Genomic DNA, 18,762 nt, shown 5'->3' on the forward strand with positions numbered 1-18,762 from the left:
AAAGCAAGAAGGCGGGGTACGCTGCCGAATGTCGGACAGCATGCCCCGCCTTTTTTGCGTGTTTTACGGAAAAATCCGGACTTGAAACCTGTGCTTCTGGCCTAGTTCTTCAGACTGTGGATGGGTGCCGGTATGCGTCCGCCAAGGCCGATGAAGGCAGAGGAATCACCCCTGGGAACGGGGATGATGGTGGCCTCGCCGAGCAGACCGCCGAAGGAGACCTTCTCGCCCACGCCCTTGCCGGGCACGGGAATGAGGCGCACCGCAGTGGTCTTGTGGTTGATCATGCCAATGGCCATTTCGTCCGCGATGATGCCGGAGATGGCAGAGGCAGGGGTGTCGCCCGGAATGGCTATCATGTCGAGACCAACAGAGCAGACGCTGGTCAGGGCTTCCAGCTTTTCCATGCTCAGGAAGCCGGACGTTGCCGCAGCCTCGATGCTGGAGTCCTCGGATACGGGGATGAAGGCGCCGGAAAGACCGCCCACGGAAGAAGAGGCGAAGGAGCCGCCCTTCTTCACAGCGTCATTGAGCATGGCAAGAACAGCCGTGCTGCCCGGAGCGCCCATGACGGAAAGGCCGCAGCTCTGGAAAATTTCGCCAACGCTGTCGCCCACTGCCGGGGTGGGGGCCAGGGAGAGGTCAGCCACGCCAAAGGGGATTTCGAGGCGCGCTGCCACCTCGTTGCCGATCATCTCGCCCACGCGCGTCACCTTGTAGGCTGTCTTCTTGATGACTTCGGCCACATCGAGGAGATTCAGGGGTCGACCAGTCTGTCGGCCCTTTTCAAGGGCCCTGTCAATGGCCTTTTTCACGACACCGGGGCCGGAAACGCCCACGTTGATGACAACGTCGGGCTCGCCAATGCCAAGATAGGCGCCTGCCATGAAGGGTACGTCCTGGGGGATGTTGGCAAAGACAACGAGCTTTGTGCAGCCGAAGCCGCCCTTGTCGGCAGTGGCAGCTGCCGTTGCCAGGATCTGCCTGCCCATGAGGGCAACTGCATCCATGTTGATGCCGGCCTTGGAGCTTGCCACGTTGATGGACGAGCACACGCGCTGCGTGCTGGCAAGGGCCTCGGGGATGGATTCAATGAGGGCTGTGTCGCCACGGGCAAAGCCCTTTTCCACCAGGGCTGAGTAGCCGCCGATAAAGTCCACCTTGGCTTCCACTGCGGCCTCGTCCAGGGCCTGGCAGATGCGGACCATGTCCTTGGGACCGAAGGGGGCGCCCACTGCGCCGATGGGGCTCACGCTGATGCGCTTGTTGACAACGGGGATGCCGTACTTGTCGCCGATCTCGTTGCACACGGCCACAAGGTTGTTGGCGTAGCGGTTGATCTTGGCCCGCACGTTGCCGATAAAGAGTTCCACGTCGTGGCTCACACAGTCGAAGAGACTGATGCCGAGAGTGACGGTGCGGACATCAAGGTGCTCGTTGCGCACCATGTCCAGGGTGCTGATGACTTCGCGTTCTGAAAGCATGTGGTACCTCGCTTGTTTTCGCACCCTAGAAATCGGTGATGCGGTGCATGGCCTCGAAAATGTCCCTGTGCTGCATGGAGACATTCAGGTTCAGAGGGCGTGCCGCGCTGCGGATTTCCCTGTTGAGGCGGCCGAGATCCTGCTCCTCGGGAACTTCCACCTCGAACACGAACAGGGCGTGATTCTCCCCGCCGTGGCCGAGAACGGCCTTCAGATTCTCGATGTTCACATTGTGGCGCGCAAAAACGCGAGCCATGGTGCTGATGAGGCCTGGCCCGTCCTGGCCGTCCGTAGTCACAACATAGGGCTGGCAGGGACGCTTTGTGCTCCAGGCGCCCTCAGAGGCCTGGCGGATGAGGACGCTGATGTCATGTCCCTCGCTGCGCAGGGATTCCTCGAGGCGCTGCTGCAGGAAGGCCATGGTCAGATCGTCCGGCACGTCAACAATGAAAATGGCCGCAAATTCGGCGCCGAGAATGGTCTGGGTGACCTGCAGGATATTGCACTTGTTGTCGCTTAAGCCCTGCGAGACAGTGGCCACGACGCCCGGACCGTCTTTGCCCAGGAAGGATATGGAAAGCTTCTGCATGACTGCATCCTCGAAAATCATACTGTTTGAGACAGGCTGCGCGCTTGAGCGGGAAAGCCCGACATTGTCCCCAAAAAGGCGCGACGCGCCTTTCCTCAAAAGAAATTGTTTAGCCGAAAAAGGAGCGCTTCGCAATATGAGCGTTTTGCTTGTAAAAAGGCATTGAATCAGCATTTTCAATGGATTGCATCACTTGCCGGCTGCTCCAACAAAGACCTTTCCCTCATTGCGAATCTCAGGAAGGAGGAGGGCTGCACGGGTGGGATTTTCCCTGCCTTGGCGAGGCAACCGTGTGGTATGTGACAATTTTTCGTTCATCTTGACGTTATGGCATTATAGGCATACGTTGTCGATTCAATCTATTTTTGCCCCCACGGGAGTCATTCTTTATGGAAGAGAAGAGGGAAAACACTCAGAAGAAGGCAGCGCAGAAGATCAAGCTCGGGACAAAGTCCCCGCACGCGGCCTATTTCATGCCCATGCTCGAGAGCTTTGCCGAAAAGGGCACTCTCAACGAAGTGACAAAGTCCAGGGTTGTCAAATCCTGCGATCTTCTGGATCTCGGTATCCCGCTTTTTCCCAATGACTTCCGCAAGGAACACGACATTTCCTACATCTGGGAAAACTACGAGAACATGCCAGCCGAGGAGCTGGAAAAGCAGGCCGATGTGGTCGCCATCGCAGGCCGCATCATCTCCCTGCGTTCCTTTGGCAAGGTGATCTTCTTCCATCTGCAGGACCAGTCCGGCCGCATACAGTGCTACGCCCAGAAGGAAAACCTGCAGGACGCCTTCACCCTCGTGAAGAAGCTGGACGTGGGCGACATTGTGGGCATTTCCGGACATCTGTTCCGCACAAAGACGGACGAGCTCACAGTGTCCTGTACACAGGTGAAGCTCATCACCCGCTCCATGCGTCCCCTGCCGGAAAAGTACCATGGCCTGAAGGATACGGAGACACGCTACCGCCAGCGCTACGTGGACCTCATTGTCAATCCCAAGGCCAGGGAGATCTTCCTCAAGAGAAGCCAGATCGTGAGCGAAACACGCCGCTTCCTGGAAGAAAAGGGCTTCATGGAAGTGGAAACGCCCATGATGCATCCCATCCCGGGCGGTGCTGCGGCAAAGCCCTTCATCACGAAGCACAATGCCCTGGACATTGATCTGTACATGCGCATTGCCCCGGAGCTCTACCTGAAGCGCCTGTTGGTTGGTGGCTTCGAGAAGGTCTTCGAACTCAACCGCTGCTTTCGCAACGAGGGCATAGACACGCGCCACAACCCCGAATTCACCACCTGCGAGTTCTACTGGGCCTACGCCAATTTCCACGACCTCATGGATCTGACGGAAGAGCTCTTTGCCCGCCTGGCCATGAAGGTGTGCGGTACAACCCTTGTTCCCTACCAGGGCGAAACCATAGACCTTACCCAGGGACACTGGCACAAGATCACCTTCTACGAATCCATAGAGAAGATTGGCGGACATTCGCCAGAATTCTACAACAACTACGCGAAGGTGAAGAACTATCTCGAAGAAAGGGGCGTCAAGATTCCGGAAAACGATCCCCTTCCCAAACTGCACGCCCAGCTCTTTGATCTGGACGTGGAGGAAAAGCTCATTCAGCCCACCTTCATCTACGAATACCCCATCGAGATCTCCCCGCTTTCGCGCCGCAACAACGAAAAGCCCCAGCTTGTGGATCGCTTCGAGCTGTTTGTGACCGGCAGGGAGCTGGCCAACGCCTTCTCCGAACTGAACGACCCCATCGACCAGCGCTGTCGCTTCGAGGAGCAGGTGCGCGAGCGCAAGGCAGGCGACGAGGAAGCCCACTGCATGGACGAGGACTTTGTGCGCGCCCTCGAATACGGCATGCCTCCTGCTGCCGGTCAGGGCATAGGCATAGACCGGCTTGTCATGTTGCTCACGGATTCGGCCAGCATACGCGAAGTCCTTCTCTTCCCCCTGCTGCGTCCGGAAGTCTAAGGGGACAGGACCCTTTTGGCCCAAAATCCGCAAAGGCCCGGATAGCCAGGAAAGATATCCAGAGGAAAGCCCTTGAGTTTCGAATTCTTTGTCGCAAGACGCTACCTCTTTTCCAAGCGCAAGCAGGCGTTCATCTACGTCATTTCGCTCATGTCGGTCCTTGGCGTGGCTCTTGGCGTAGCAGCCCTTGTCATAGTCCTTGGGGTCTACAATGGGCTTACCACGGACATGCGCGAAAAGATCCTGGGCGCCAATGCCCACGGCATGGTTTTGAGCACCCTGCCGGACGGCTTCGCCCTGGATCCCGGGGTCATGGACAAGGTCCTGGCAACCCCCGGGGTCACGGGTGCTACACCCTTCATCTATTCCGAGGTAATGCTCTCGGCCGGCACGGGTGTAAAGGGCCTTATCCTGCGCGGCATCGATCCCGTACAGGCACCCAAGGTCCTTTCAATGCTGCAGACCATCAAGAGAGGATCCGTGGAGGATCTTGCAAGAGCGGACACGCCGCCCGGCATTATCCTTGGCGAGGAGCTCACAAAGCGCCTTGGCCTGGCCCTGGGTTCGCGCATCAATCTGCTCTCGCCCTCGGGCCAGCGCTCAACCTCGGGCTTTCAGCCGCGCATACGGCCTTTCGTGGTGGTTGGCATCTTCAAGACCGGGATGTACGAATACGATTCGTCCCTGGCCTTCCTCTCCCTTGACGCAAGCAGGGATCTTTTGGGCATGCCGAAGGACTACCTCTCGGGCATTGAGATCACTGTTGCGGATCTCTTCAAGGCAGACGAGGTGACCGCGGCCCTGAACTCGACCATAGGCCACCGCTTCTATGCCCGCAGCTGGATGGACATGAACGCCAACCTCTTTGCAGCGCTCAAGCTTGAAAAGATTGGCATGTTCATTCTGTTGGCCATGGTGGTGCTCATAGGCTCCTTCTCCATCGTGGCAACACTGGTCATGCTGGTCATGGAAAAGACGCGCGACATTGCCGTCATGATGAGCATGGGTGCAACAAGGGGCATGATACGGCGTATCTTCATGTATCAGGGAGTCATCATAGGCCTTGTGGGTACGCTTTTGGGCTATGCCCTTGGCCTTGGCGTGGGCTTTCTGCTCAAGAAATACCAGTTCATCAAACTTCCGGAAAACGTCTACACCCTGGATCATCTGCCCATCATCATTACTGTGTCCGATGTGCTCATCATAGGAGCTGCGGCCATGATCCTGTGCTTTTTGTCCACCCTCTATCCGGCCCGCCAGGCCTCGCGCCTGAAGCCGGCAGAGGCACTGAGGTACGAATGAGCGCTCTCTACAGCTTCCACGACGTCTTCAAAAGCTACGACGAGGGCGGCAAGACCCTGGAAATCCTCAAGGGTGTCAACATGGACATCGCGGAAGGGGAGCAGCTCGCCATCGTGGGCGCCTCGGGTTCCGGAAAATCCACCCTCCTGCATCTCATGGGTGCCCTGGACAGCCCAAGCGCAGGCTCTGTCCTCTTCCAGGGCAGGGACATGGCAGATCTTTCCCCTGACGAGCAGGCTCGCTTTCGCAACAAAACCTGCGGCTATGTCTTTCAGTTCCACCATCTTCTGGCCGAATTCTCGGCTGTGGAAAACGTGGCCATGCCCGGCATCATAGCAGGCGTTGCCAAGGGCGAGATCTTCGAAAAGGCAGCCCATATGCTGGAAAGAGTGGGCCTCAAGGACAAGGCCCACGCGCAGGTGACCAACCTCTCTGGAGGCGAGAGGCAGCGCGTTGCCATAGCCAGAGCCCTGGTGCTGCGCCCGAGTGTTCTGCTTGCGGACGAACCCACAGGCAATCTCGACGAGGCGACCGGGCAGCAGGTGGCGAACCTCTTGCGCGAACTCAACCGCGAGCTTGGCATGACCATGGTTGTGGTCACCCACAACAGGGAGCTTGCCCGCAGCATGGACAGATGCCTTGAGCTCAGGCAGGGACTTCTCTTCGAGGCCTGATGTACCAGTAACGGAGCATTGGCACAGCCCGAAATTTCCGGCCCCGCACTCTGTTATTTCTCAAGTATTTTAATAAGTTACATTGTTTTCCGTTCTTTTTGATGCTTGACACAAAAAAGCAAGGCATATTATAGATTCAACATAAGCTTTACCAAACATATGCTAATAGTGCTCTCGGGAGTAGGCAGCCAACGAATCCAGGTGTGCCAAAACCGGGAGCTTTTTTGTCTTTTTCCCAATCTTGCAAGGGCGGGGCTTCTTCTGCTATGAAGTGCCGTTGTCCGCTTTTTACGGACTTTTGCCCATATCCGCCTTTCAGGATTTTTGCGGGCCCTTTCTTGCGCCCGCACGCCGAACTTACGGGAGGATCAGCGTTTTCCTTGCCGCAAACCCTGCCCCCATGGCAGGGAATTTGTCACAGGGACGACGCTGTGTAGCATTTGATGACAAGATATACGCGAAGCAAACGTCTGTTCCGTTGTGCCCTTAGTGCCGTTTGCGCCCTCATGCTTTTTCTGACTGGCGCAACAGCAGCGCAGGCCAAGGGAGAGACAGTTCTGGTTCTGCCCTTCGCCGTGCAGGCAGGCCCTGAACTTCCGGACGCGGTCCACGCAGTGCCCATGTCCATCGTGGAAAAGCTGGCCGCACAGGGGATGCGTCCCCTGTCCATGGAAAAGTCCACGGCCATATACCGCGAGTCCGGGCTCAAAACCCTTGATCTGGCAGCAGCCAGACAGCTCGGCGTCACTGCCGGCGCAGACGTCGTTATCTACGGCGCCTTCACCCAGGATGGGCGAGGCTTTGTCATGGATACGCGCATTGTGCCCGTTTCCGGCGCAAGGCCTGTGCCCGCAAGATTTGTCCGCCCGAACATGACGGACCTTGCCGAGGCTTCCACCCAGCTTGCCTCCCGTACGGCAGCGACCCTGAATCCCGTCGCAACACCGGCTGCAGCTCCCGAACCGGCGACCCCGGCCAAGCCCGCGGAGCCTGCCCCTGCCCAGCTTGTGCCCATGAATCTGCCCACTTCGGGCAAGGGCCTTGCAGACGTGCAGGTGCGCGGTCTGCGCAACATGGACCCGGATGTCGTGCTCATGCGCCTTACCATCCGCAAGGGTGACTCCCCGGACGCAAACGCCATCAATCAGGAAGTGATGCGCCTGTGGGAAATGGGCTATTTCACGGATGTGCAGGCCCACATGGAAGGCAATGTGCTGGTCTTTGACGTGGTGGAAAAGCCCCGCATCGACAACATCATTGTCGAGGGCGCCAGCGCAATCGACCAGGAAGACATCATTGCTGCCATGACGACCCGCACGGGCAACGTCCTGAACGAGCAGACCCTGGCCGAGGATCTGCAGCGCATAACCGAACTCTACCGCAAGGAAGGCTACTACCTTGCAAAGCCCACCTACCGCTTCGAGGACAGGACTGGCAGGCGCGGCACCATCCTTGTCATCAACGTGAACGAGGGCAACAAGCTCTACATCACGGAAGTGAAGGTGGATGGCTTAAAAGAGCTCAAGCAGAGCGATATGGAAAAATACATGGCCCTGCGCGAGCGTGGCCTCTTCTCCTGGATCACAGGCTCCGGTGTTCTCAAGGAAGAGTATCTCGAGCGTGACACCAACGCCATCGCAGCCTACGGCCTGAACGAAGGCTATGTGGACATGCAGGTGGGTGCCCCGGAGGTCGACTACAAGGAAGACGGCATTCACATCATCTTCCCTGTGAGCGAGGGCCCGCGCTACAATGTCAATGAAGTTTCCTTTGCCGGCGACGTCCTTGACACGCAGGAGAACATGGAAAAACTCGTCGAGATGGACGAGTGGAAGGCAGAAAACTCCTACTTCTCCCTGACTGTCATGCAGGAAGACGCAAAGCGCCTGCAAAACTACTACAACGACCAGGGCTATGCCTACGCAGAAGTGGACACGCGCGTGATCAAGCCGGACGACAAGCCGGGTACGGTCAATGTCTGCTACGTGATCAACAAGCGTCAGAAAATCTTTGTGCGCAGGCTTCTTGTCGAAGGCAACCTCAAGACCAGGGACAACGTCATCCTGCGTGAAATGCGCCTGGGTGACGGAGACCCCTACGAGGGAGCAAAGCTGCGCAGATCCACGGAGCGACTGAACCGCCTGCGCTACTTCTCTGCCCTGGACACGGAACTTGTGCCCACCGAATCCGAGGATCAGGTGGATCTGAAGGTCAAGGTCAAGGAAGCCAATACCGGCGCCCTCATGGCAGGCATAGGCTATTCCACCTACTTTGACGTGGGCGTCAACGCCAGCATCATGGAGCGCAACCTCTTTGGTCGCGGCTACCAGCTGGCCCTGAGCGGCTTCTTCTCCTGGCGCCGCACTTCGGGCACACTGACCTTCAACAACCCCAGGGTCTACGACACGGACCTGTCCTTCGGCAACGACCTTTACTATCTGCACGACTACTGGGACAGCTTCACCCGTGACACCATAGGCGACACCATCCGCTTCGCCTACCCCATCGGCGAATACACCTCGGTTGGCGTGAGCTACCGTCTGGAACGCTACGAAATCTACGACGTGGACCACAACGCCTCCCCGTACATCACGGACTACAAGGGCGTGAACTGGACCAGTGCCTTTGGCGCGCGCATCACCCGCGATACCACGGACGATCGCGAGCGTCCCACCCGCGGCACCATCGCCAGGATATGGGGCGAATGGGGCGGCGGCGGCCTCGGCGGCACGGACAACTTCGTGAAGGTCGTGGCCGACTGGCAGGGCTTCTATTCCTTCAATCCGCAAAACACCATCCATCTGCGCGCACGCCTGGGCGGCGTGTTCGAGAACACTGGCTCCAGAATCCCGGTATTCGAACGCTTCTACGTGGGCGGCATGGACACTGTGCGCGGCTACTCCTACACAGACGCGTCCCCGCGTTCCCAGGATCCGCGCTACGAGCACGACGTCATCGGTGGTGACCGCATGGGTGTGCTCAACCTTGAATATGTGTGGACCTTCCAGAAGGATATGGGCCTTGCCCTTGTGCCCTTCTTCGATATCGGCTTCAACTACAGCTCGGACGATGGCCAGAGACTTGCCCTGGACTTCGACGACTACTGGGTCTACTCCGCAGGTCTGGAACTGCGCTGGCGTTCGCCCATGGGCGATCTGCGCATAGCCTACGGTATCCCGCTCAAGAAGGACCTTGACGGCGAAAGGGAACCCGGACGTCTCGAATTCAGCATGGGTCAGTTCTTCTAGACCAGGGCCAAGCAATGCATGAGGAACAGGCTTTTACAGCCTGTTCCTCTTTTTTTGCGCCCTCTTGCTGGAGACGCACCCGCAACCATACAGCCATATGCATTGGCCTTGCTTGCCCCAGGGGCACAGCGCATGTTTCACAAAAATTTGCAACGTTTCTTGCGTCCTCATGTGAAACATGTCACTATGGGGCTATCTCTTTTCGCGCTTTTTGCAATCAGGCTAGAGAGACACTTCCATTCCCCGCACCGCTTTTTCAAACAGCACCACATCCTGTGAAACGGGCAATCCTGATTTGCCTTCATCCCCCCTCACTTGCACCAGGACAAATGGCACAAGACCTGACCGGTGAAGCCCATCCCCCCACTTCAGTGGCAAAGAAACCGATCATTGGCAGACAAGGCCCGGATTAGCAAACATTTGTCCTGTCTCTCCCCCATATTCCATATCTGCAGACAAAACCCCGTACAAATCCGGATTGCTGTGATGTATCCAGATGTGTCCAGATTTGCAGGGACAATTGGCGTCATGGATACCCGCCGACAAGGAGTTCCCATGTCTACAGTCACAAGTCTGAATGATACCCAGAAGCGTTTTTTGACGGACACCTTTGGAGATGCCGTTTCCTTTTCACCCGAGGTTTTGCGCGTCTACGCATCCGACGCAAGTCTCAAGGTCGGTACGGTCCTTGCAATGTACCGCCCGCGCAACACAGAGGAACTCTCGAAATTCATGCACTGGGCTCAAAAGGAAAACGTGGCTGTGCACCCGCGCGGTCGCGGTACCAGCCTTTCCGGCGGCTGTGTGCCCACAGTGCCCGGCATTGTGGTCTCCATGCTGGGCATGGATAAAATCCTTGATATTTCCGACACAGACTTTGTGGCTGTTGTCGAGCCAGGTGTAAACACTGCGTTTTTGCAGGCAGAGTGCGCGAAAAAAAGGCTTTTCTACCCGCCCGATCCCGCAAGCGGCAAGGCCACCAGTGTCGGTGGCAATGTCATTACCTGTGCTGGCGGACTCAGGGCAGTCAAGTACGGCGTAACCAGGGACTACGTTCTTGGCGTTGAAGCCGTGTTGCCAGGGGGCGACATTGTTCATTTTGGCGGACGCTGCCACAAGGATGTCATAGGCCTTGATATGGCAAGGCTCTTTGTGGGCAGCGAGGGAACACTCGGCATCGTAACAAAGCTCTACCTGAAGCTTCTGCCCTTGCCTGAGCTTTCCGCCTCGGTGCTGGCCGGCTATGCATCCCTGGACGATGCCATGAAATCCATGGCCAAGGTCTTCCACGCAGGCATATTGCCCTGTGCTGTCGAATTCATGAACGAGACTGTTTTGGAAGTCCTGGCTAAGACAGGCGAGGTCATCTGGCCAAAGAGCGTGCACTCCATGCTCTTGTTCCAGGTTGATGGCAGCGCAGACAGCGTTCCCTACGAAAAGGCAAGGCTCTACCGTCAGCTGGACGATGCCCTCTGGCGCATCGAAGGCGTTGGCAAGGAGGAAGAAGACAGGCTCTGGGCCATACGCCGTCGCATCTCTGCGGGGTCCTACGTGCTTGGCCCAGACCGCATAGGCGGGGACATGGCAGTTCCCAGAGGATCTCTTCTGGCAGCCCTGAGGCGCTTTGAGGAGATTGCAGCGTCCAATGGCAAGAGGCTCATAGGCTTCGGGCATGCCGGAGACGGCAACATACACGCCAACCTCCACTACGACGCTTCGGATCCCGATGATGCGGCGCGTACCCAGAAAACCCATCATGAGCTCGATCACGCAGTGCTGGAGTTTGGCGGAAGCCTTTCCGGCGAGCACGGCGGAGGCTGTCTCAAGGACGTGTCCCTGCAGATCCCACCCCGCGAACGCGAACTCATGCAGGCCATGCGCAGGGTCTTTGATCCTACCGGTATCATGAATCCCGGCAAGGCCTTCTGATGACGGGGGACAGTTATGAAACGAGGATGCACGCAGTGTGGTGAATGCCTGAGAGTCTGCCCGGTATACGCCATGTTTGGTCGCGAGGAATACGCACCCAAGGGCAAGCGTATCCTCATGGAACCTCTTGATCCGGAATACGGCAACGGCATACCCGTCCCGGAGGAGCTTGCGTGGGAGAGGGTGCGAAAGCTCTCCCGTCTGTGCGCAGGATGCGGCAGATGCGCCAGGGTCTGTGCGAGGAAGCTTTCCACTGCAGAACTTCTGGCTGATGTGAGAAGTCGCAATCCGCACTGGACACAGTTCATGTGGCAGATGTGGATCAGGGCCATGGGTGGCCTCTGGCCCATGGCTGGCCGCATGGCCATGCTGATCCCTAAGGGCATGACAAACTCCGGCGACATTGGGGGGCTCATCAATATGGCACGCTCCCTTGTGGCAAAGCCTGCCCCTGCCCCCTGGTTTACCTTAAAGCCTGCAAGCAGGGTCGCATCCAAAAGGGTCATGGTCTTTTCCGGCTGTACGGCAAAGTACGCAAGACCTGCCTGGACTGAAAAGGCCGCAAGGCTTCTGAGGCATTGGGGCTATGTGGTCATCGACAGCAACGACTTTGTCTGCTGCGGGGGCACACTGCATCACGCAGGCGCATACAAGGCAGAGGCAGAGGTCAGGGAACACAACATCAGGGTCTGGAAGGACATGGGCGAGCCCCTTGTTGCCACTTTCTGCGCTTCCTGTCTGCACAGCCTGCACTCCTATGCTGCACACATGGACAACAGGGAGGATATTGCCCTGTGGCAGGAACGTGTTCTTCCGCTCTCGCTTCTTCTGACAGACCCTGTTATCACAAGAACAGCCAATGCACCAAAGATCGTTGGCTACCACGAGCCCTGCCACTGGAATGGCAGGGATGAAGACAAGCCCCTTCTTGCAAAGGGGCTTGAAGTAAGAAAGGGGACAGGGCTTTGCTGCGGCATGGGCGGCATACTCAAGATGTCGGATGCAGGGCTTTCGGCAGCAATGGCAAGAGCCTGTCTCGACAAGATGCCCGGGGAATGCAGGGAAATTCTCACAGGATGCAGCGGCTGCGTCATGCAGCTGGCAGGGGAGGCAGAAAAGGACAGGGAGGTCAGACACTGGCTCGATGTCTGCGATACAGCGGACTAGACTACACCTTCAGGAAAAACAGAAAAGACACAGGGGAGAAACCCGGGACCTGGTTTCGGGTCCATGCCATTTGGAAGCTCTCTTTTTTGGGAGCAAGAACGGAGTCGACCATGGCACAAAATTTTGAATATTATGGCAAGAAGTACGGGAACTTTGTGGCCCTGGCTGTTGCCCTTCTGGTATGGCTTCTGCCAACCCCGGAGGGTATGAACATTGTTCAGCACAAGCTTCTAACCATCTTTGCCGGTTCTGTAGTCCTGTGGATCACTTTGAGCGTGTCCGTTGCCACAAGCAGTTTCATCATCACGGTCATGCTCTACTTCTGGGTTGGCAATGCAACGGGCGCCATGAAGGATGGCGTTCTCATACACAATGCGAGTTTTGCTCTGGCAGGCTTTACGTCGCCATCGCTGTGGATGCTCATCACAGGCTTTATCATCTCCATAGCCATGACTGAGACCGGTATGGCCAGACGCATAGCACTGCTTCTTCTCAAGCGTTTCGGCAAGAAGCCTGCAGGAGCCATCCTGGCCCCCATGCTGGCAAACCTTGTTGTCTCCCCCCTGACCCCGTCCAACACGGCCAGAACTGCTGCCATGCTCCCCATTGTCGAGGGTGTGGCCCAGGCCTACAAGGCCGAAAAGGGGACAAGCAGCTTTGGCAAGGCCCTCTTCCTCTGCAACACCTTCTCCTCCAACATCACGGCAGGCGGCTTTCTGACTGCAACCATTCCCAATCCCCTGGCCATAGGCATGATCATAGCCGCAGTGGGCACTGCCACGGCGCAGACATCCTGGGGCTTCTGGGCTCTTGCCTCGCTGCCGGCAACCATCATCATCCTTGTGGGCAGCATGTACGTAGTCTGTGCTATCTACAAGCCAGAGATGAAGAGCATTCCCGGCGGTCTTGAGTACATCGACAGGGAACTTGCTGCCATGGGCCCGCTTTCCATCATGGAAAAGAAGGCTCTCTTGTACTTCCTTCTGGCCCTGCTCCTGTGGGCCACGGACATGTGGCATCACTTCAATTCCACCATGGTGGCCTTTGTTGTCAGTGTCCTGATTCTCATGCCCGGCATTGGCGTGCTTTCCTGGAAGCAGGCGCAAAAGTCCATTCCCTGGGAGCTGTTCATCTACTTTGGTGGCGTCATTACCCTGTCCGGTGTTCTCAGCAAGAGCAAGGCCTTCGAATGGGTCATACGCTCCTGCCTTGATGCCATGGGTCTTACAGACATTTCCATGCTGCCCCTGTGTATCCTCTTGATGGGCTTTTCCATCTTCAGCCATTGCATATGGTCTACCACCACGGCCATGGCTGGCGTCATGATCCCCATCTATATCAGCCTTGCGCAAACACTTGGCTTCAACGTGGTCGCCTTTGTGCTGCCTCAGGCCATACTCATGGGCTACGCGCTCTTTTTGCCCTTCAACACCATGGGCAATATCATTATGTACGGCTCCGGCTACTTCACTGTCAGCGAGCAAATCAAGGCCTCGGTGGCAGTCGGGCTTTTCGCCTGGATTGTCTGGGCCATAGCGGCAGTAGTCTGGTTCCCGCTCATTGGTCTGTTCTAGCAAAGCCATCCGTTTGGCCGACACATACGTTAGAAAATGGCCCGGCTCGCGCAGGTCCGGGCCGCATTGCAAAGGAGGCCTGCCATGTCCAACACCTTGAGACCCCTGCCCCCACTGGCACCTGTCAGGCAGATTTTTCCAAGGCCCCGCCTTGCGGATCCCGTGGCAGACATGCATGATGCCATGCGCAGGCTTGCCCCCCGCATAAGGCCCGGGACAAAAGTGGGTATTACCGCAGGCAGCCGCGGCATAAACCATATTGTGGATTTTCTGCGTGCTGCAGTGGACGAGGTAAAGGCCTGCAAGGCAACGCCTGTTCTTCTGGCTGCAATGGGAAGCCACGGGGGCGGTACCCCTGAAGGACAAAAGGAAGTGCTGGACAGCCTTGGCATCACCGAAGAGGCTATGGGTGCGGAGATTGTCGCCTGCGCCAACTGTCGTGCCATAGGCCAGACCCCCGACGGCCTTGTGGCCTACATGCTTGAGTCTGCCTTCGATGTGGACATCCTCATTCCCATCAACAGAATCAAGACCCACACGTCTTTCAAGGGCTGTGTCGAATCCGGCATGTGCAAGGAACTTGTGGTGGGCCTTGGCGGCCCTGCGGGTGCAGGCCAGTTTCACAGCCGCGGCCAGTCCGAACTGCCAAGACTCTTGGTGGAGGTTTCAAAGGTCATCCTGGACAAGATGCCTGTCATTGGCGGTGTGGCCATTGTAGAAAACGGGTACGAGGAAACGGCCAAGGTCCAGGCCATCATGGCAGAGGACATGATCGAATCCGAAATCAGCCTGCTTTCCTGGTCCAAGAGCCTTATGCCAGCCCTGCCCGTACCCAATCTGCACGGCCTGATTGTCGAGGAAATGGGCAAGAACTTCACCGGCACTGGTATAGACACCAACATCATAGGAAGGCTGCGCATAACAGGCGAACCCGAGATGGATACGCCCACAAGCATACGCTACGTCAGTGTGCTTGATCTTTCCGAGGCCTCGCACGGCAATGCCACAGGCATAGGCCTTGCAGACTTTGTCACAGAGGCACTGATCAAGAAGATTGATCGCAAGGCAACGTACCTCAACAATCTGACTACGACCTTTGTCACAAGGGCCTTTTTCCCCATGTGGTTTGCCACGGAAAGAGAGACTCTTGAGACCATGATGTTCTGCCTGCGCAGCATACCGACAGAAGAGGTGCGCATCGTGCAGGTACCAAACACTTTGTATCTCACGGAATGCATGGTCAGCCCTGCAGTACTGAGGGAACTCACAGACAAAAGTCGCTACGAGATCCTGGGAGATCCTCAGGAAGTGGCCTTTGACGAGGAAGGCCGCCTTGTACGCCGCCTGAAGCACTAGCGGCAAAGGTTCTGCACAAAAGCCACATCCAAGCCATGATTGCAGCAGGAGGGGCGACTGCTCGTCTGACACTCGCCCCTCCTGCTGATTTTCAGTTTTTTGTGACGCATGAACACGCCCGAACTTCACACCGAACGCCTTCGCTTGCGCCGATTCCGGGAACACGATGCCAGCGATATGGAGGCCTTTTTCCGGATATACAGCGATGTCGAGACAAACACCTTTCTTCCCTGGTTTCCTGTGAGGAACATGGACGAGGCGAGAGCGATGTTTCAGGAAAGGTACGCTGCCGTCTACGAGAAGGAACAGGGCTACGCCTACGCCATCTGCCTCAAGGACGACAATGTTCCTGTTGGCTACATGCACGCCTCCATGGAGGACAATCACGACCTTGGCTACGGGCTGCTCAGCTCCTTCTGGAACAGGGGCCTTGCGACCGAGGCGGGCAGGACCCTTCTCGCGCGCCTCAAAGAAGATGGCGTACCCTATGTGACGGCAACCCACGACACCAACAATCCTGGCAGCGGACGCGTCATGCAAAAGCTAGGCATGAGCTATCAATACTCCTACGAAGAGCTCTGGCAGCCCAAGAACTTCCCTGCCACCTTCAGAATGTACCAGCTCAATCTCTCGGCGGACAAGGACTTTGTGTACAGACGCTACTGGGAAGAGAGCAGCGTGCACTTTGTGGAGAAAGCTTGAGCAATACAAAGGGGAGGATGAACGCATCACCCTCCCTATATTCTTGCATCCCAATGGGACGCATTTCTATTCGATCTTCTATTCGAAGAGATAGGAGAACTTGTCTATATAGCCCTGCACAAAGAGGATAAAGACAACTATGGGCAGGACATAGGTGAGGAAGGGACGCAGCCAGTGGGGAAACTTCAGGCCATCGCCCTTGTCAGCCTCGGCAACAAAGTTGTTCCAGCCCCATCCGTACCTGCTTGTGCAAAAGACAAGCATGATGAGCGAGCCCAGTGTGAGCACGTTGTTGCTCACGATAAAGTCTTCCACGTCCATGATGGTGCTGCCGGGACCAAAGGGTGCAATGTCGCTCAAGACATTGAAGCCCAGGATGCAGGGCATCATGAGGACAGCAAGGCAAATGCAGTGCACCCAGGTGGACTTTTTGCGCGTCCAGCCCCACACGTCCATGCTGTAGGAGATGATATTCTCTATGACGCCAATGACAGTGGTCACTGCTGCGCAGCTCATGAAGACAAAGAAGAGGCAGCCCCAGAAGCGTCCGCCCTCCATGGCGTTGAAGATGTTGGGAAGGGTGATGAAAATGAGGCTCGGGCCGCTGTCCGGCTTCACGTCAAAGGCAAAGCAGGCAGGAAAGATGATGAGGCCTGCCGTAATGGCCACGAAGGTGTCCAGGATGACTATGAGGATGGACTCGTTGCCAAGGCTCTTTCTGTTGTCGAAGTAGCTGCCGAAGATCATCATTCCGCCCATGCCGATGGACAGCGTAAAAAAGGACTGGTTCATGGCTGCCGAAATGGCATTCATGATGCCTGATTCCTTCATGCGCTCGAAGTCCGGGGCAAGGTAGAAGGCAAGCCCCTCGGTAGCACCCTCAAGGGTCAGGGAACGTATGGCAAGGCCCACGATGACAAAGAGCAGGCCCAGCATCATGACCTTGACCACGGGCTCAAGGCCGCGGCGCACGCCAAGGCCACAGACAACAATGCTTACGACAAGGACAAGCAAGGACCACCCTGTCATGCTGACAGGCTCCTGCAACATGTTGTCGAAGAAAAGCCGTACCCCGTTCGGATCAAGGCCTGCCATGGCGCCAGAGGCCATGTAGTAGCAGTAGGAGACGATCCAGCCCGAGACCGGAATGTAGAACATCATGAGGCAGTAGCCGCCCACAAGCGGAAACCAGCCTATGCCGTGCCAGTGCGTGCCCTTGGGTTCAAGGTAGCGCAGGGCATCGCCCATGTTGCGCCTAGACGCCCTGCCTATGGAAAACTCCATGGTCAGGATGGGTATGCCCATGACCAGAAGGAAGAAAATGTAGACCAAAACAAAGAGAGCTCCCCCGTACTCGCCTGTGATGTAGGGGAAGCGCCACACGTTGCCAAGGCCGATGGCACAGCCTGCGGAAAGAAAGATAAAGCCCAGGCGTGAAGCCAGACGCTCGCGAGCCATGATAACTCCTTGTTGCCTGCAGGAAAATCCTGCCAGTGAACAGAAAATTGCCCTGTCCCGCAAAGCCTGGAAAAAATGGGGAAATGGGGGAAGTGAGGGCATGTCCCAAAAAGGCAGACGTACAGGAAAGGCCCTGTAGCTGCCGCAAAGGCTCAGGCCTTTTGCCAGTACCTTGCCCTGCCGTTGATGATGACTGCGGCAAGGGCCAGGGGAAGAAAGTGCACGGCATGGAAGAAGAGAGCCATGCCAAGGGCCTGGCTTGCGTCAACGCCAAACCAGGATAATGCCAGGACCACAGCGCCCTCGAAAAGGCCTATGCCGCCCGGAAGCGACGGGATGGCGGTCCCCAAACAGGAGATGGTGAAGGCCACCAGCATCTGCGGATAGGTAAGGTGTATGTCCGCCATGTAGAGCGAAAACACAAAGCACATGAAGTACGTGCCCCAGGTACAGGCGGACCAGGCAAGGCCGCGGGCAAGCCAGGGAATGGAGACCTGATCCACCATGCAGGAATGCAGGTGGGACAGGGGACTTGCTATCCTGGAGGGCAAAAACCTCGCATACAGGGCATGGAAGAATCCGGACCAGTGGCGCAGGGTGTAGAAGCCCAAAACGCCTGCGCAAAGAACAAAAGCCGGTACGACCATGTTTACGCCCAGCTCGTCGGCCTGCATGTTGGGCACTGCAAAAAGGAGCAGGCTTGCAAGGTAGATGACGTCGCACAGCCTCTCCCAGATGACTACCGAGCTTATGGTCACAAAGCTCTGGCCGGTGTTGCGCGTCAGATAGAGAATCTTGAGAGCATCGCCTGCCTTTGCCGGAAGAAGGCAGTTCATGCCTACGCACAAAAGGCACCCCTTCATGCTCAGGGCAAGGCCTGTCCCCTTGGGCATGAGAGCGTTCAGGCGAAAGCCCATGCAGGTGTAGTCCGCGATGGCCAGTGCAAAGACAGGCATCATGGCAGCCAGGGAATAGGACTGGACAGCCTCGCAAAGCATGCCAAGATCCACCTCGCTCAAGGCCCAGGCAAGGGCCGCAAGGCCAAGGGCCCACTGGGCAAGGGAAAATGCTGTCCTGTACAAAGGTTTCATACTGCTGACACTCCGGGGACGCTGCCTGGCCGGTGGGTCAGGGGCAATTGGCCCCATTTTTCTCCCCTCCCAGCGCCGCGGCACACGCAGCCTATAGCCCAAAGGCTTGCCGCAATGCAACATTTTCCCCTGCCTTCGAAAAAATCCCCTCCCCTCATGTTTTTGTCAAAGCTGCCGATAAGCAGGGCAAGGGATCCATATATGGC

At 57.0% G+C, this 18,762-nt stretch carries 13 protein-coding genes; 9 read left to right on the forward strand and 4 right to left on the reverse strand.

Annotation, left to right across the window (positions count from 1 at the left end; genetic code table 11):
• Positions 1-101 precede the first annotated feature (101 nt).
• Both B5F76_RS00665 and B5F76_RS00670 read right to left on the reverse strand, forming a co-directional pair.
• Positions 102-1,484, reverse strand: a complete 1,383-nt coding sequence (locus B5F76_RS00665; protein WP_087349652.1) for a PFL family protein — start codon at positions 1,482-1,484, stop codon at positions 102-104.
• Between the two features lie 25 nt (positions 1,485-1,509).
• Complete coding sequence (locus B5F76_RS00670) at positions 1,510-2,094, reverse strand: glycine cleavage system protein R (protein ID WP_239406901.1); 585 nt, start codon at positions 2,092-2,094, stop codon at positions 1,510-1,512.
• A 458-nt stretch (positions 2,095-2,552) separates the two neighbouring features.
• Between B5F76_RS00670 and lysS the strand changes: the two genes are divergently transcribed.
• The 9 genes from lysS to B5F76_RS00715 all read left to right on the forward strand — a co-directional run bounded on the left by lysS (position 2,553) and on the right by B5F76_RS00715 (position 16,007).
• On the forward strand, positions 2,553-4,055 hold the full coding sequence (gene lysS / locus B5F76_RS00675; protein ID WP_087350211.1) for a lysine--tRNA ligase: 1,503 nt from the start codon (positions 2,553-2,555) through the stop codon (positions 4,053-4,055).
• 72 nt (positions 4,056-4,127) lie between these two features.
• On the forward strand, positions 4,128-5,357 hold the full coding sequence (locus tag B5F76_RS00680; RefSeq protein ID WP_087349654.1) for a lipoprotein-releasing ABC transporter permease subunit: 1,230 nt from the start codon (positions 4,128-4,130) through the stop codon (positions 5,355-5,357).
• Positions 5,354-6,031: an ABC transporter ATP-binding protein gene (locus B5F76_RS00685; protein ID WP_087349656.1), complete on the forward strand. Its 678-nt coding sequence runs from the start codon at positions 5,354-5,356 to the stop codon at positions 6,029-6,031. The genes B5F76_RS00680 and B5F76_RS00685 overlap by 4 nt, the downstream gene beginning before the upstream one ends.
• Before the next feature lie 506 nt (positions 6,032-6,537).
• On the forward strand, positions 6,538-9,279 hold the full coding sequence (bamA, locus tag B5F76_RS00690; protein ID WP_239406902.1) for an outer membrane protein assembly factor BamA: 2,742 nt from the start codon (positions 6,538-6,540) through the stop codon (positions 9,277-9,279).
• A 555-nt stretch (positions 9,280-9,834) separates the two neighbouring features.
• Positions 9,835-11,208, forward strand: coding sequence for an FAD-binding oxidoreductase (locus B5F76_RS00695; protein ID WP_087349660.1), 1,374 nt, complete (start codon positions 9,835-9,837; stop codon positions 11,206-11,208).
• A gap of 15 nt (positions 11,209-11,223) precedes the next feature.
• The gene (locus tag B5F76_RS00700) at positions 11,224-12,375 is read left to right on the forward strand and encodes a (Fe-S)-binding protein (RefSeq protein ID WP_087349662.1); all 1,152 of its coding nucleotides are present in this window, start codon (positions 11,224-11,226) and stop codon (positions 12,373-12,375) included.
• A 110-nt stretch (positions 12,376-12,485) separates the two neighbouring features.
• Positions 12,486-13,949: an SLC13 family permease gene (locus B5F76_RS00705; protein WP_087349663.1), complete on the forward strand. Its 1,464-nt coding sequence runs from the start codon at positions 12,486-12,488 to the stop codon at positions 13,947-13,949.
• Positions 13,950-14,033: 84 nt separating this feature from the next.
• Positions 14,034-15,305: a DUF362 domain-containing protein gene (locus B5F76_RS00710; protein WP_087349666.1), complete on the forward strand. Its 1,272-nt coding sequence runs from the start codon at positions 14,034-14,036 to the stop codon at positions 15,303-15,305.
• A gap of 108 nt (positions 15,306-15,413) precedes the next feature.
• Positions 15,414-16,007, forward strand: coding sequence for a GNAT family N-acetyltransferase (locus B5F76_RS00715; protein WP_087349668.1), 594 nt, complete (start codon positions 15,414-15,416; stop codon positions 16,005-16,007).
• A 78-nt stretch (positions 16,008-16,085) separates the two neighbouring features.
• On the opposite strand, the gene B5F76_RS00720 is transcribed toward B5F76_RS00715, so the two are convergent.
• Together B5F76_RS00720 and B5F76_RS00725 are read right to left on the reverse strand one after the other, a co-directional pair.
• On the reverse strand, positions 16,086-17,465 hold the full coding sequence (locus B5F76_RS00720) for a sodium-dependent transporter (RefSeq protein WP_087349670.1): 1,380 nt from the start codon (positions 17,463-17,465) through the stop codon (positions 16,086-16,088).
• 152 nt (positions 17,466-17,617) lie between these two features.
• On the reverse strand, positions 17,618-18,556 hold the full coding sequence (locus B5F76_RS00725; RefSeq protein ID WP_162608608.1) for a lysylphosphatidylglycerol synthase transmembrane domain-containing protein: 939 nt from the start codon (positions 18,554-18,556) through the stop codon (positions 17,618-17,620).
• Positions 18,557-18,762: the final 206 nt, after the last annotated feature.

It is taken from the genome of Desulfovibrio sp. An276 (genome assembly GCF_002159665.1).
Classification (GTDB): Bacteria; Desulfobacterota; Desulfovibrionia; order Desulfovibrionales; family Desulfovibrionaceae; genus Desulfovibrio; species Desulfovibrio faecigallinarum.

Coding starts and splice junctions, on each gene's coding strand:
- B5F76_RS00665 (WP_087349652.1), bottom strand. CDS start 1,484: ATGCTTTCAGAACGCGAAGTCATCAGCACCCTGGACATGGTGCGCAAC.
- B5F76_RS00670 (WP_239406901.1), bottom strand. CDS start 2,094: ATGATTTTCGAGGATGCAGTCATGCAGAAGCTTTCCATATCCTTCCTG.
- lysS (WP_087350211.1), top strand. CDS start 2,553: ATGCTCGAGAGCTTTGCCGAAAAGGGCACTCTCAACGAAGTGACAAAG.
- B5F76_RS00685 (WP_087349656.1), top strand. CDS start 5,354: ATGAGCGCTCTCTACAGCTTCCACGACGTCTTCAAAAGCTACGACGAG.
- bamA (WP_239406902.1), top strand. CDS start 6,538: ATGCTTTTTCTGACTGGCGCAACAGCAGCGCAGGCCAAGGGAGAGACA.
- B5F76_RS00695 (WP_087349660.1), top strand. CDS start 9,835: ATGTCTACAGTCACAAGTCTGAATGATACCCAGAAGCGTTTTTTGACG.
- B5F76_RS00700 (WP_087349662.1), top strand. CDS start 11,224: ATGAAACGAGGATGCACGCAGTGTGGTGAATGCCTGAGAGTCTGCCCG.
- B5F76_RS00705 (WP_087349663.1), top strand. CDS start 12,486: ATGGCACAAAATTTTGAATATTATGGCAAGAAGTACGGGAACTTTGTG.
- B5F76_RS00710 (WP_087349666.1), top strand. CDS start 14,034: ATGTCCAACACCTTGAGACCCCTGCCCCCACTGGCACCTGTCAGGCAG.
- B5F76_RS00715 (WP_087349668.1), top strand. CDS start 15,414: ATGAACACGCCCGAACTTCACACCGAACGCCTTCGCTTGCGCCGATTC.
- B5F76_RS00720 (WP_087349670.1), bottom strand. CDS start 17,465: ATGGCTCGCGAGCGTCTGGCTTCACGCCTGGGCTTTATCTTTCTTTCC.
- B5F76_RS00725 (WP_162608608.1), bottom strand. CDS start 18,556: ATGAAACCTTTGTACAGGACAGCATTTTCCCTTGCCCAGTGGGCCCTT.